The following is a 15,220-nucleotide window of genomic DNA, read 5'->3' on the forward strand; positions in this document are numbered from 1 at the left end:
TAAATATAAAACAAGTTATAATAAAAAGGAAACATTGGTCGTAAGGCAAAATTAATAGGAGGATCCGAATGAATCAAACATTAAAGCTGCCAGTTGGAATTGAGAATTTTGAAGATATTCGCAAGCTAGGATTTTATTATATAGATAAGACAAAATTAATTGAACAGCTCTTACAAAATTGGGGAAAAGTAAATCTGTTTACACGACCACGTCGTTTTGGAAAGACACTCAATATGAGTATGTTACGTACTTTTTTTGAAATTGGTATAGATAAATCACTTTTTGAAGGCCTATATATTTCTAAAAATAAAGAATTATGTGATGAATATATGGGTAAGTATCCAGTAATCTTTCTGTCATTGAAAGGAATCGATGGATTAACTTTTGAAGAAGCGATTATTCGGATTACAACGGTTATTAAAAATGAAGCACGAAGACACCATTATCTAAAAAATAGTGATAAATTAATAGAAGAAGAGATTAAGCAATTTCAGAGCCTTTTAGATGGAAAAGCTGATGATATAACAGATAGTATCAGACTATTATCAGAACTTTTGTGCAAACATTATGGGAAAAAGACGATTATCCTTATTGATGAATATGATGTTCCGCTAGATAAAGCTTTTCAGAAAGGCTATTATGATGAAATGGTTGAACTTATGAGAGGTCTTTTGGGGCAAGTACTAAAAACAAATGATTTTCTACAATTTGCAGTTTTGACAGGATGTCTTAGAATTTCGAAAGAAAGCATTTTCACCGGACTTAATAATTTTGAAGTTTTATCTATTCTCAATGTTCAGTATGATGAATGTTTTGGATTTACCGATACAGAAGTGAAAAAGATTCTTAGCGATTATAATTTATCAGATCATTACCTTCAGATTAGGGAGTGGTATGATGGTTATCGTTTCGGAAATACAGATATCTATTGCCCATGGGATGTGATTCGTTATTGTAAAAGTCTATGTGCGGATCCCGATGCATTACCAGAAGATTTTTGGTCTAATTCTAGTGGAAATGAAATTGTTCGCAGATTTATAGATAAGGCAGATATTCAGACAAAGAATGAGATTGAGCGTTTGATCAGTGGAGAGTGTATTGAAAAGGAAATTGTAGAGGAGCTTACCTATAATGAGTTGGATAAGAGTATAGAAAATTTGTGGAGTGTGCTTTTTACAACAGGATATCTAACACAACAGGGACGAACTCAAAATGGTAAATATCTTTTGTCGATACCAAATACAGAGATAAGAAATCTATTTACAAAAAAGATCAAAGAATGGTTTAGTGATGTTTCAAAAAATGATGGAAAAACACTAGAAATATTTTGTAATGCGTTTATAGAGAAAAAACCAGAAAAAATTGAACAGCTTTTTGGAGATTATCTATGGAATACGATCAGTATAAGAGATACAGCAATCGCAAAAGAGAAGAAAGAAAATTTTTATCACGGAATTTTACTCGGTCTTCTTGGATATAAGTCAAGCTGGCTGATAAAGTCAAATGCAGAATCAGGAATCGGATACAGTGATATTCTGATAGAGGCTCCGGAGAATCGAACGGGAATCGTCATTGAATTAAAGTATGCCGAAGATGGAAATATGGATGCAGCGTGCAAGCAGGCTTTAAAACAGATTGAAGATAAAGACTATATTGCTAAATTGAAGCAAGATGGAATGCGAAATTTCATTAAATATGGTGTTGCTTGTTATAAGAAAGACTGTAAAGTCATGATTTATGAAGAATAAAAAACAACTGATGATGGGAGATATAAATATGGGGAAAGAAACATTTGAAGGAAAAAAACTCATTGCACGATAGGAATAATTGGACATCGAGGTCATGGAAAAACGACTTTAACAGATGCAATTAAAAAAACTCTTACAACAAGAGAAGAGAGAAATATAAGCTTGACATCTAGCATTGAATATGGAGCTATCCTAGTAGTATCTGCAATAGATGGAATCATGTCACAAACAGCAGAACAGATCATGATTGCTCATCATATGGGAATGCAACATATCGTAGTATTTATGAATAAATGTGATATGGTAGATGATATGGAAATGCTGGAATTGGTAGAAATGGAGATTCGTGACCAACTATATCAGTGTGGATTTGTTGGATCTGATATTCCGTTTATCTATGGATCTGCTTTAAAAGCCCTTGAAGGTCCAGATGGAGAATGGGGAGATAAGATCATGGAATTGATGGATGCGGTGGATAAATATATTCCAGATTCACAGTCTGAAATAGATCAAGCTTCCTCTATACATACAAAGTTTACAGCAGAAGTATACATGTTAGATATCAATGAAGGTGGACGAGACACAGGATACTTTGATGATGACCGTCTGCAGTTTTATTTCAAAACGACAGATGTAACAGGAGAGATTCAATTGCCAATAGAAATAGATATGGCTATGCCAGGGGAAACACTGGATATAACAATTGAATTAATTCAACCAATTAAGATAACAGAAGAAGAACCTTTTATCATTCGTGATGATGAATGTACGGTTGGATTGGGAAGAGTTGCTACGATCATCGAGTAATTCTTACACTATTCTTCATGGAGTAGTGTAAAAAAAGTAAAAATCAAAAAATAAATATCAGATCAAATAAAAATAGTGTCAAGATCAATAAAAATCTTGGCACTATTTTACGTTAGAAAAATCTATCGTATTTTGCAATCAATCAATTTTTAATATAAGGAACCATCACTTCCAGAATCTCAAGCACATGATCTCTCTGTGATGGATTAAGTTCAGCTGCAATTTCCATCAATTGATTATTGTGATGAGCCGGGGTATCAACATCAAATATTCTTTGCCCATCACCAAATAAAAGATAATCAGCAGATACATCCAATGCAGTAGTAAGAGAAGCAAAACTATGAATAGACATGGCTTTGCGTCCAGCTTCGATTTCATAGATATAATGCTGACTGACACCAGCTTTTTCAGCAAGCATTTCCTGTGTCAGATCTTGCCCTTTTCGGGTAAGTTTGATGCGTTTTCCTAATTCTTTTAAATCGATTTTCATAAAATACCTCCATAAAAAATAGTATTACCAGGAGTTATGAAAAACCACTATCCAACAGTGATAGTGGCAACTATAAATATTGCTGACAGCAACATTGAATGTTATGATAGATAGGAAAATGAGAAAAAACGAGAAAGAAGGAGTTATGCAGAGAGAAAACGAGCGTATTATCTATCATTTGATGCATTTTGATGAGAAGGATAAGGAGTGGAGTGAGAGACCATATTTACTCTTGGAAGATATGGCAATTGTTTTTGATATTCTTGATCTGGATGATCGATCCATACAAAGAATCGATCATAAAAAGGCAAACAAAGAACAATGGTCGGATCAGTTTTTATGGGAGAGTGCAAAGAAGAATACAAAACAGTTTCTGCCTGCTAAATTTGAGCCTGTATATAAAGATTTTCGAGGACATACCGAAGACAGACCGGTATTTATGGTGTCAAACAAAATACAGAGATATGGAGCAGGTGTGATTTGCTATGAAGATTTTCTAGGCGACATTTCAAGAAAATATAATAAGAGTTTGTATCTTCTGCCAACCAGTATTCATGAAATGTTATTACTGTTTGATGACGGAGAAGATCAGGAAGAGGATCTATTGCATATACTAGAGAAGTCTGATCAGCAATTAAGCAAAGAAGAATTTCTGTCCGATAATATCTATTATTATGACAAATATATGGGAGAGTTGATCAGTTTATTTTAATGTTGAAGTTTTGGTACGAATAACGTATGATAAAGAAAACTGACCAAACAAAGAAAGGGGTAGAGCTTATGATACCAGGGATCGTAATCGGAGTGATCGTGCTTGTCATTGTGATATGGCTGATCAGTTCCTACAATGGATTTGTAACATTAAGAAATAAGACAGAAGAGGCATTTTCAGCAATCGATGTGTCATTAAAGAAGCGTTACGACTTGATTCCAAACTATGTAGAAACCGTCAAAGGTTATGCGAAACACGAATCAGAGACATTAGAGAAAGTCGTAGCCGCAAGAAATCAGGCGATGACAGCGACAAATATCGATGATAAGATCAAACAGGAAAATGCACTGTCAGGAGCACTGAAATCTTTATTTGCAGTGTCTGAAAGCTATCCAGAATTAAAAGCTAATGAGAACTTTAATAAATTGCAGGATCAGCTTCAGAGATTAGAAGAAGAGATCGCAGGTTCCAGAAGATATTATAATGGAGTTGTAAACCGCTATAATACCAAGACAGAATTATTCCCAGGCAATATCATCGCAGGAATTTTTGGATTTAAGAGAAAACCATTATTTGAAGTTTCGAATGAATCTGAGCGTGAGAATGTACAAGTAAAATTCTAAGGAACGGACAGGGGGAAAGCACTATGAGAAAGTGGATCACCTGTACCATAATGGCAGTCATGATGGCTGCCATGATTTTTATGGGGACAGGAAACAATGTGTTTGCAAATGATGAAGTCACTTATGACTCTAATATGCAGACAAAGAAATTTGATGTAGATGTCAAAGTCGGAGAAGATGGAAGTTATACAGTAACAGAGAATATCAAAGTCAAGTTTGTCAATCCGAGGCATGGAATTTATCGTTATATCCCATACAAAGGGAAGGTGATAACAAGCGATAAAAATGGAGATCAGAAAAAACTACTTTATTATGCGGATTTTACACTGTTATCAAATGACAGTAAGACAGATGTAGATGAAGATTCTGACGGTAATAGTCAGGTATTGAGGTTTGGTTCTGCGGATTATACCGTAAGTAAAGGAAACTATAGATTTACGTATCAACTGATCCCTAAATATCAGGGAGATACCTACGATTATTTGTACTACAATATTTTCCCGACACTTTGGAGAAATAAGATTCCAGAAGGAAGTACTTTTACAATTCATTTTCCAAAGAAAACAGATCTTAAGGGCGTAAATTTCTATTATGGACGTTATGGGGAATCAAAGTATGCAAAAGATGTGATCACTTTGAAATATGATGAGGAGAAGAACCAGATCCAAGGAACATTAAAGAAGACACTGCCATTTAAAAATGGATTGACATGCTATAGTGATCTGGGTGATGGGTATTTTACAGCAAAACATGAAATCGGAGTAGATCGATGGATTTTTGGACTATCAATAGGAATTCTTGTGATCACAGCTGCCTTATTTGTTTTGTTCGGACGTGATGAAAAGATCATCCCATCGATTCAATATCAGCCGCCAGAAGGAATGGACAGTGCAGTTGTCGGATATGTTCTGGACGGTTCTGTGGATGATAAGGATGTTATTTCTTTGATCCTTTATTGGGCCGATAAGGGCTACCTGAAGATGAAGGAAAAAGGTCAAAAGGACATGGAATTTATCAAACTCAAAGATATTCCAGACTCAGAACCAAGATATCAGAAAACAATGTTTGAAGCTTTATTTAAGAACAGAAAAAAAGTGAAAGCTTCTTCTTTACAGTACAAATTTGCAGATACCGTGCAGGTAGTGAAAGATGATATCAAATATGATTATAAGAAAAATATTTATGCAACATCCTCGAAAGTTGCAAGGATCGTATCCTTTGTATTGTTGCAGCTTCCAATCTGTTTATTTGCATTTATTATGATGATATTTAGTCCAGATGGGATCTTAAATCTGATCCTTCCATTGATGGCGTGGGTATTGTATTTTATAGGAATGTTTCTTGCATGTCACAGTGTAGATAAATGGTATGCGATTTCAAAGGGAGCAAGAACGGGACTTCCGATCGCATCGGCAGTATTGTCTATTCTTGGATTTATTTTCTATGGATTATATTATTATGTGAAGATACAAAGAGGAGAATTATTTGATTTCTTCCATGTGTATCTTGTGATCGTTGCAGTATCATTTATCGGAGTGATCCTGACTGCATTTATGAAGAAGAGAACCCATCAATGTGTGGAATGGATGGGATATCTAGCAGGACTTCGTGATTTTATTGAAACTGCGGAATTAGACCGAATGAAGGTATTGGCGAAAGATCATCCAGACATGTTTTATCATATTCTGCCTTATTCCATGGTATTTGGGTTGTTTGATCTTTATGCAAAGAAACTTGATGCATTAAAACTTCCTGCGCCAGACTGGTATGTCTATGGCGGCAGTGATCCTTATTTCCATTATTATATGATGGGGCACTACATGGATCATGTGGTCTCTGAGAACCTGACAGTTGTAGAACCATCAGAATCTGGAGGAGTTGGAGAATTCTTTTCTGGAGGAGATGGAGGATTCTCAGGAGGCGGCTTCGGAGGCGGAGGAGGCGGCAGTTGGTAGACCGCTTCATATAAACTATCTGGTGATGCGCTCTCGCTCGGATTCGCGCGTAGCGGACACTAAATCCGACTGTGGATAATTTTCTCTTTATAGAAGTTTATATTTTCTTTAGAATTGTTTAGATTTAGAATATTGAATGGAGTGGGGATTTTGGTATACTTAAGACATAGTTTTTCATATATATTTTAATCCTCTCTTTTCATTAGATTGGGCTGCATAGAAGCAGCCCATTTTTTATTTCATAGGAAATTTCGATGAAGTCTCTTCTGCAAAAAAATAGCTAAAATGTTACAAAAATGTTTCATTCTTTTGATTTTCTGTTATACTAAAGAAAATTGAAAGTCAATTTGACGAGCTATTTGGTTAGGAGGTGTTTAACTGTTAAAATAATCTTATAAAAAATTATAAATATTATTCTATCAATAAATTTTCAAAAATATTAGGTGTATCGGCTCAAACATTAAGGAATTGGGATAAAAAGGGTAAACTTCATCCACATCACACTTCCAGTAATGGATATAGATATTATTCGCATGAGCAATTAAATCAAGTTATGAATGTAAAACTTAATTTAGATAGAATTGTAATAGGTTATTGCAGAGTTTCAAGTAATAAACAAAAAGATGATCTGGAACGACAAATAGAGAATATGAAATTCTATCTTACTGCACAGGGCAAACGTGCCAATAAAGCAAGAAAACTTGTAAAAGAACTGATAGATGATGGTGGTGAAGAAGATGATAAAAACAATTCGAGTCATGCTGATCCCAAATAATAAACAGAATAGATAAACTGGATCAGACTTGCGGAAAAGAATCGGATACCTATGGATTGTAACTATAGTAATCCCCGTATTAGATATGATGGGATCAACTGGTGGATCACAGTAGGCATTGAATACGAAGACTCTGTTACCGTTCCCTCCAATGATGGGATAGGGATTGATTTAGGGATCAAAGATTTAGCGATATGTTCTGATGACAATAAATATAAGAACATCAATAAAACGAAAAAAGTTAAGAAACTAGAGAAACAAAAACGCAGATTACAGCGTAGCATCTCTCGTTCATACGAGAACAATAAACAAGGAAAGGAATACTGTAAAACGAAGAATGTGATCAAAAAGGAAAAACTTTTATTAATATTAAATCATAGACTAACCAATATCCGTCATGATCATTTACATCATATAACATCAGAGATCGTAAAACGAGAACCAAGTTTTATCTGTATCGAAGATCTAAATGTAAATGGAATGATGAAAAACAGACATTTATCCAAAACAGTTCAACAACAGGGATTTTATGAATTTAGGCGGCAGATGGAATATAAATCTAAGTGGAACAATATTCAGGTGATCATTGCAGATCGATTTTTTCCAAGTTCTAAATTATGCAGTTGTTGTGGAAAGATCAAAAAAGATCTGAAGTTATCAGAACGTATTTACAAATGTGAATGTGGAAATGTAATTGACAGAGATCTTCAGGCAGCTTTGAATCTTAAAAAATATGGAGAGGATGTTCTGAAACGATCTGTAGCATAATATATTCAAGTGATTACAGATATGTACTGATACGTTAGTCAGGAATTAACGCCTATGGAGAGTACAGGAACTTGTGAGTAGTACATGAATTGATTCGTTACAAAAGCATACTCGTTGAAGTAGGAATGAAACATAAAGGTTTATAATTTTTTATAAGTTTTCAGTAACGGAGCGACATGGATATAAAAGGGCTTACAGATAAAGAAGTTAAGGAATCGAGAGAGAAGTTTGGTTCCAATGAGATTCCAGATTCAGAACCTACGACGTTTTGGCAGGAGTTTAAAGAGACGTTTCAGGATCCGATGATTCGAATTTTGCTTGCGATCGCGGTGTTGATGATCGTGATGTTTTTCTTTGGATATGCTGAGATTTATGAACCGATGGGGACGATCATTGCGGTGTTGATCGTTGCTTTTGTTACGGCGAAGACAGGGGTTGCGAGTGATACAAAGTACCGAGAGTTGAAGAAGAGTACGAAGAAGGATCAGTGTAAGGTACACAGAAATGGTGTGGTTGCAGTGATCGATGTTGATGACGTGGTTGTTGGGGATCAGGTTTTACTGCAGTCTGGGGATAAGATTCCTGCGGATGGTATTTTGCATACAGGAAACCTGAAAGTCAATAATTCTGCTTTAAATGGAGAAGCAGAGGAGTGTGAGAAGAAAGCAGCCGGAGAGGGTGTTTATCTTGCAGAAGAGATTACAGGAGATACATTTGTTGATTCATATTCTCTGTTTCGTGGAGCTGTGATCTTTGATGGTGAAGGTATAATGGATGTTCAGAAGGTTGGACTTCATACGATGATGGGGAAGATGGCTGAGGAGATGCAGGAAGAAGAACCAGATTCTCCATTGAAGGTAAAACTTTCAAAACTTGCTGATCAGATATCGAAGTTTGGATATATCGGTGCGATCGTGATCGCAGTTATGTATTTTGTATATTTTATTATAATGGCAGGTGGATTTCAGGCATATTTTTCTATGGGACCAGCAAAGGTCGTGCAGGATTTGATCGATGCAGTGTCACTTGCGGTTGTGATCATTGTATGTGCAGTACCAGAAGGATTGCCGCTTATGATATCTCTTGTATTAATGCAAAATACAAGTAAAATGCTAGATCATAATGTATTAGTTCGTAAGGCAGAAGGAATTGAGACAGCAGGATCTTTAAATATTTTATTCAGTGATAAGACAGGAACGATCACAAAGGGAGAATTGGAAGTTGTAGATTTCTTTACAGCGGATGGAACTTCAATTTCTGCAAATGAATTAAGACATCATGGGAAGGTGAAAGGGCTGTTAGATCTTGCGATCGGGAAGAATACACAGGCGATGTTTGATGTTTATCATAAGGTCATTGGTGGAAATGCAACGGATCAGGCGTTGTTGAAATTTATTGGTGAAGAGACATTTTGTATGTTGGATGGGAATGACGGATGTAAGGTCAGTGCCCATCAAGGATTCAATTCTTCCAATAAGTTCAGTCAGGCGAGAATTGAGAGCATAGGCAAGACATTTTATAAAGGAGCACCCGAACGATTGCTTGCAAAAGCAACAAAATATTTAGATGGTGATGGACAGATCAAAGAGATCAATCAGAAAGCATTAAATCAAAAGATTGATTCTCTGGCAGCGAAAGCAATGCGTGTTCTTGCTTTTGGATATTCAGAAAAAGAGCTTGTGAAGAATCAGATCAACGACGACCTTGTGATCATTGGACTAGTGGCGATCAGAGACGATGTCAGACCATCAGCCAAAGATGCCATCAGGCAGGTACAGGAAGCTGGAATTCAGGTTGTTATGATCACAGGAGACCGCCTGGAGACGGCAGTAGCAATCGCAAAAGATGCAGGATTGTTAAAAAATGAATCAGATAGAGCTTTATCTTCTGCACAGTTAAATCAGATGAGTGATGAGGAAGTCAAAGCTATTTTACCGCAGATCCGTGTGATCGCAAGAGCATTGCCAACGGATAAGTCAAGAATGGTGCGCCTGTGTCAGGAAATGAATCTTGTTGTAGGTATGACAGGTGATGGAGTGAATGACTCCCCAGCATTGAAACGTGCAGATGTTGGATTTGCAATGGGAAGTGGAACAGAGGCTGCGAAAGAGGCAGGAAAGATTGTTATTTTGGATGATAACTTCTCATCAATCAAGGATGCAATCTGGTATGGAAGAACGATCTATCATAATATCTTGAAGTTCTGTAAATTCCAGTTAGTAATCAATGTGACAGCAGTTGTTGTCAGTGCAGTTGCACCATTTTTGGGAATAGAAGAACCATTAAAAGTCACACATTTATTATTTGTAAACCTTGTGATGGACGGGCTCGGAGCAATGATGCTTGGAAATGAACCAGCACTTTCAAAATATATGAAAGAAGCACCGAGAAGACGTGATGAGGGTATTATCAGCAAAGATATGATGACGCAGATAGGATTTATGGGGATATGGCTGGTTATATTAAGTTTCTTATTCTTAAAATTACCAGTGATCACGAATCTATTTGATAATAAAGCACAGCATTTAACAGCATATTTTGTTTTATTTATCTTTAGTGCATTATTTAACGGATTTAATGTCAGGGATGAACGATTTGGGATTTTCAAAAGATTAAATGAGAACCCGGATTTTCTGAAAGTATTTTTTATTATCATGCTGGTACAGATTATGATCGTAAACGCAGCGGCAATTCCATTTCAAGTATTTATATGGATCGGAAAGATGTTTAGTTGTATTCCATTTGGAGCAAAAGGCTGGATTGTTACAGTATTGTTATCAATGACGATGATTCCTGTGGATTGTCTGAGAAAATTTCTGTTTGGTTGTGGAAAATAGGCGAGGTTTTTATGATGAAAATAGTAGTAGCGATTGATTCACTAAAAGGAAGCTTAACATCAATTCAGGCGGGAGAAGCTATAGAAAAAGGAATAAAAAAAGTCGATTTAGAAGCAGAAGTAGTCATAAAACCTCTTGCAGATGGTGGAGAAGGATGCTTAGATGCCCAGACAGCGATGGGAAAAGCACCAATCGGAGTAGCGAAACTTGCGAAGAAATATGGGAAATTAGTCTTGGGATTCTCAGGGGCAGTGACCAAAGGTGCAACTGCTTGCAATGAAGCAGGGATTGATGCATATTTTCCAATTGTAAGATCTGCGGTATCATTAGAAGATGCTATGAAGAAGAAAAATGCACAGGAGAATTTGATAGATACGGTAGAGCAAGTGTTCCGTGTGATAAAAGCATTAAAATAAAAATATCGTAAGTAAAAAATAGTGAGATAAGAATAAATAAAAATTCTGGTCTCACTATTTTTGTATGAATATATTGCTTTTTACAAAAAATATATTTCAAAAGTTTGTTAATTATAATAAAATAAAGCAAAAAAATGCAGAAATTATATAAAATTAAAAAGTTTTATACATTAATTGCATAAAACTATTGAAAATAATAAAATAAAAAGCTAAAATATAATAAAACTTATAAAAGGAGGATGGTAAAATGGTAAGCAAGAGAATCAGTCGTGATGATTATTTAAATAAGTTAATTGCATTTAAAGATAAGCAGTTGATTAAAGTTATTACTGGAATCCGAAGATGTGGAAAATCTACAATTATGGAAATTTATCAGGATTATTTGCAAAAAGAAATGAATGTAACAAAGAAGCAGATTATAGCAATAAATCTTGAGGATTATGATTTTTACGATTTGAGAGATCCTAAAAAACTTTATGCATATATCAAAGAACGATTACTGCCAGATCAAATGAACTATATATTTTTGGATGAAATTCAGCAATGTGAAGATTTTCCAAGAGTTGTAGATAGTTTGTATATAAAGAATAATGTTGATTTATATGTGACAGGTTCAAATGCTAATATGTTATCATCTGAAATTGCAACATTATTATCTGGAAGATATGTAGAAATTAAAATGCTGCCATTGTCCTTTAAAGAATATGTAGAAAGTACTGGGAATGAGAATGATCTACAAAGAAAATATACAACATATCTTGAAAATAGTTCCTTTCCATATGCATTGGAGTTAGCTGGACATCCGAAAGAAATCAGAGATTATCTAGATGGAATTTATAATACGATTATAGTGAAAGATATTGCACAAAGACATAAGATCACGGATACGATGATGTTGGAAAGTGTTACGAGATTTATTTTTGATAATATAGGAAACCAATTATCCACGAAAAAGATCGCAGATACAATGACTTCCGATGGAAGAAAAATAGATGTAAGAGCAGTAGAAAAATATTTGGCTGCATTTATGGAAAGTTATGTTATATATCAGGCAAAAAGATATAATATCAAAGGAAAACAATATTTAAAAACATTGGAGAAATATTATGTTGCAGATATTGGATTAAGATATATGTTATTAGGAAGCAGATCAACGGATGTTGGGCATATATTGGAAAATGTTATATATTTGGAATTAATTCGAAGAGGATATGACGTATATGTAGGAAAACTTGATGATTTGGAAGTTGATTTTGTTTGTATGGATCAAAAAAGAACCATCTATTATCAGGTAGCTGCTACAGTACGGGATGAAAAAACATTAAAGAGAGAATTATTGCCGCTTCAAAAGATCCATGACCATTATCAAAAGATTTTGTTAACACTGGATGAAGATCCAGAAGCGGATTATGAAGGAATCAGAAGAATCAATGCGCTTGACTGGCTGATTGGAAAAACAGAATAAGAAATCGGCCAGAATCTTAAGGTGCCATGTGATATTGTAAAACGATGCACGACAGATTTCTAAAAACATAAACTTTTACATGAAAATCTTTCAAAACTATTGAAAACTACAAACCAAAAGGTATAAAATCGTACCTAAGACCAAAATAAATGTAACAATTAAGAACAGTTACAAAAGAATGATTTTAGGAGAAAGTTTGGGGGATAAAAAAGATGTATAATATCGTATCAAAATTACTGATCTACGGTGACATGGACGAAGAATCCATCTTAATGCAGTTAAGTGATATTTTCCGCTGCATGGACGAAGGATCACAGACAAAAGATGTTTTAAGAACAAGAGTATTTAAACAGGTAAAGAGAATCTTAGAAGTTGCAACAGACTATGCATTTGACAAGAATCTGTGGCACAACTATTTAACATACTTACTGATCACAAATGAAAATCCATTCAGTATCACATGCGAGAAAGTCGGAGCAAGTGAAGGAAGTGTCAACCACTTTGCAAAGAGTGATTTTAAGGCATTTAAAGAATTATTTGACTTTGACTTTAGCAGAATCGAAGATGAATTAGGTGTAGATTGCTTCAGCAGAATCTCTGATTATCAGGCAATCGGTAAACCAGAATTAATGTACAATAAGAATGTCAGCGAGAAAGTTCAGGCATTAAGCGAGAGATTAGAGACAGCCAAAGATGAGAATGAATTCTTTGACATGGTCACAGACTTCTACAAAGCCTATGGAGTTGGTATGTTCGGTCTTAACAAAGCATTCCGTATCGAAGAATGTGGAGACAACAACATCCGCTTCCGTGCGATCAATAACATGGACAAAGTTGTATTATCCGATCTTGTCGGATATGAGATTCAGAAACAGAAACTTGTTGAGAATACAGAAGCATTTGTAGAAGGAAGAAAAGCAAACAATGTTCTGTTATTTGGTGACAGTGGTACAGGTAAATCCACAAGTATCAAAGCGATTGTAAATGAATACTATGATCAGGGCCTGCGCATGATCGAGATCTACAAACATCAGTTTAAAGATCTTTCCAATGTGATCGCACAGATCAAGAACAGAAACTACAGATTCATCATCTACATGGATGATCTTTCTTTCGAAGAATTTGAGATTGAATACAAATTCTTAAAAGCAGTCATCGAAGGTGGCGTGGAAACAAAACCAGAAAACATTTTAATCTATGCAACATCTAACCGTCGTCATCTTATCAAAGAGACATGGAATGACAGATCTGATGTGGAAAACAGCAACGGAATGCACAGATCCGATACAATGGAAGAAAAATTATCTCTGGTAAACCGTTTTGGTGTTACAATTAACTACTCAAAACCAAGTCAGAAAGAATACTTCGAGATCGTTTTCGAACTTGCCCACAAAGCAGGAATCAAGATGGGAGAAGATGAACTGAAACTCGAAGCAAATAAATGGGAATTAAGCCACGGAGGAATCTCTGGACGTACGGCACAGCAGTTTATCAATCATTTGATGGGACTTCAGGCTTAAAAATCATAGGAATTACATAGTTTAAGAACTTTCTGCATGGAAAAGATGCAGAAAGTTCTTTTTTTCTATATGGAACCCTTGCGAAAGAATTTGTCTTTAGGCTATAATAAACATAAGTATGTAGATACATGCACAAGATGATATTTTATAGAAGAAACAGAAAGTGAGAATATACAATATGTGGTTAGCAGACCAATGGAAAGACTATGAAGTCTTAGATACATCAAACGGTGAGAAATTAGAACGCTGGGGAGATTATTTTCTGGTAAGGCCAGACCCACAGGTTCTATGGGACACCCCAAAGAAGTTAAGACAGTGGAAGAAGCCAAATGGACATTATCACAGAAGTCACAAAGGCGGCGGACAGTGGGAATTCTTTGATCTTCCTAAGACATGGGATATTCAGTACAAAGAATTAAAATTCCACTTACAGCCATTCAGCTTCAAACATACAGGATTATTCCCAGAACAGGCAGTGAACTGGGACTGGTTTTCAGATAAAATCAGAAAAGCAAATCGTCCAGTAAAAGTATTAAACTTATTTGCCTACACAGGAGGGGCAACACTTGCAGCGGCAGCAGCAGGAGCATCAGTCACACACGTTGACGCATCCAAAGGTATGGTAAATTGGGCAAAGGAGAATGCACAGCTTTCTGGATTAAGAGAGAAACCAATCCGCTGGTTAGTCGATGACTGTGTGAAGTTTGTAGAACGTGAGATCCGAAGAGGTAATCATTATGATGGGATCATCATGGACCCTCCATCTTATGGAAGAGGACCAAAGGGTGAGATCTGGAAGATCGAAGAGAAGATTTATCCATTCATTGAACTATGTACAAAGATTCTGTCCGATGACCCATTATTCTTCCTTGTAAACTCCTATACAACAGGTTTACAGCCAGCAGTTTTAACTTATATGTTAGAGACTCAGGTAGCAGCGAAATTTGGTGGAAAAGTAGTCTCAGATGAGATCGGATTACCAGTTTCATCCAACGGATTGGTCCTTCCATGTGGGGCATCTGGACGCTGGGAAAAGTAAGTTCTTAAGATTTACTGAAATTTCGCAGAATATGTAAAAAATCGTTGAATTTTCTTGGAAAATGT

Annotated in this window: 12 protein-coding genes and 1 pseudogene; 12 read left to right on the forward strand and 1 reads right to left on the reverse strand. The window is 35.6% G+C overall.

What is annotated here, in order from left to right; all coding sequences use genetic code 11:
• The first annotated feature begins 68 nt into the window (after positions 1-68).
• Both QUE18_RS01710 and QUE18_RS01715 read left to right on the forward strand, forming a co-directional pair.
• Positions 69-1,748 carry an AAA family ATPase gene (locus QUE18_RS01710; RefSeq protein WP_173756780.1) on the forward strand — a complete coding sequence of 560 codons (1,680 nt, stop codon included), beginning with the start codon at positions 69-71 and terminating at the stop codon, positions 1,746-1,748.
• Positions 1,749-1,817: 69 nt separating this feature from the next.
• The gene (locus QUE18_RS01715; protein ID WP_154663019.1) at positions 1,818-2,555 is read left to right on the forward strand and encodes a GTP-binding protein; all 738 of its coding nucleotides are present in this window, start codon (positions 1,818-1,820) and stop codon (positions 2,553-2,555) included.
• Between the two features lie 142 nt (positions 2,556-2,697).
• Here QUE18_RS01715 and QUE18_RS01720 read toward each other — a convergent pair whose 3' ends face one another.
• Positions 2,698-3,045 (reverse strand): helix-turn-helix domain-containing protein, encoded by a 348-nt coding sequence (locus QUE18_RS01720; protein ID WP_008393914.1) that lies wholly within the window; start codon positions 3,043-3,045, stop codon positions 2,698-2,700.
• A gap of 118 nt (positions 3,046-3,163) precedes the next feature.
• Between QUE18_RS01720 and QUE18_RS01725 the strand changes: the two genes are divergently transcribed.
• The 10 genes and pseudogenes from QUE18_RS01725 to QUE18_RS01770 all read left to right on the forward strand — a co-directional run bounded on the left by QUE18_RS01725 (position 3,164) and on the right by QUE18_RS01770 (position 15,155).
• Positions 3,164-3,757: a DUF5688 family protein gene (locus QUE18_RS01725; RefSeq protein WP_242844375.1), complete on the forward strand. Its 594-nt coding sequence runs from the start codon at positions 3,164-3,166 to the stop codon at positions 3,755-3,757.
• 26 nt (positions 3,758-3,783) lie between these two features.
• Complete coding sequence (locus QUE18_RS01730; protein ID WP_009204263.1) at positions 3,784-4,380, forward strand: LemA family protein; 597 nt, start codon at positions 3,784-3,786, stop codon at positions 4,378-4,380.
• 23 nt (positions 4,381-4,403) lie between these two features.
• Complete coding sequence (locus QUE18_RS01735) at positions 4,404-6,335, forward strand: DUF2207 domain-containing protein (protein ID WP_242852744.1); 1,932 nt, start codon at positions 4,404-4,406, stop codon at positions 6,333-6,335.
• A gap of 394 nt (positions 6,336-6,729) precedes the next feature.
• Positions 6,730-7,014, forward strand: a pseudogene (locus QUE18_RS01740) (MerR family DNA-binding transcriptional regulator); the annotation flags it as partial.
• 117 nt (positions 7,015-7,131) lie between these two features.
• The gene (locus tag QUE18_RS01745) at positions 7,132-7,878 is read left to right on the forward strand and encodes an RNA-guided endonuclease InsQ/TnpB family protein (RefSeq protein WP_286259913.1); all 747 of its coding nucleotides are present in this window, start codon (positions 7,132-7,134) and stop codon (positions 7,876-7,878) included.
• A 176-nt stretch (positions 7,879-8,054) separates the two neighbouring features.
• Complete coding sequence (locus QUE18_RS01750) at positions 8,055-10,715, forward strand: calcium-translocating P-type ATPase, PMCA-type (RefSeq protein ID WP_009203291.1); 2,661 nt, start codon at positions 8,055-8,057, stop codon at positions 10,713-10,715.
• A gap of 11 nt (positions 10,716-10,726) precedes the next feature.
• Positions 10,727-11,131 carry a glycerate kinase gene (locus tag QUE18_RS01755; protein ID WP_040344108.1) on the forward strand — a complete coding sequence of 135 codons (405 nt, stop codon included), beginning with the start codon at positions 10,727-10,729 and terminating at the stop codon, positions 11,129-11,131.
• A gap of 247 nt (positions 11,132-11,378) precedes the next feature.
• Entirely contained in the window at positions 11,379-12,596 is a 1,218-nt protein-coding gene (locus QUE18_RS01760; RefSeq protein ID WP_009203289.1) for an ATP-binding protein, read from the forward strand.
• 212 nt (positions 12,597-12,808) lie between these two features.
• The gene (locus tag QUE18_RS01765; protein WP_009203288.1) at positions 12,809-14,116 is read left to right on the forward strand and encodes an ATP-binding protein; all 1,308 of its coding nucleotides are present in this window, start codon (positions 12,809-12,811) and stop codon (positions 14,114-14,116) included.
• A 178-nt stretch (positions 14,117-14,294) separates the two neighbouring features.
• Positions 14,295-15,155 carry a class I SAM-dependent methyltransferase gene (locus tag QUE18_RS01770; protein ID WP_008393922.1) on the forward strand — a complete coding sequence of 287 codons (861 nt, stop codon included), beginning with the start codon at positions 14,295-14,297 and terminating at the stop codon, positions 15,153-15,155.
• Positions 15,156-15,220 lie beyond the last annotated feature (65 nt).

The sequence above is a fragment of the Anaerostipes hadrus ATCC 29173 = JCM 17467 genome (genome assembly GCF_030296915.1).
GTDB classification, from domain to species: domain Bacteria; phylum Bacillota; class Clostridia; order Lachnospirales; family Lachnospiraceae; genus Anaerostipes; species Anaerostipes hadrus.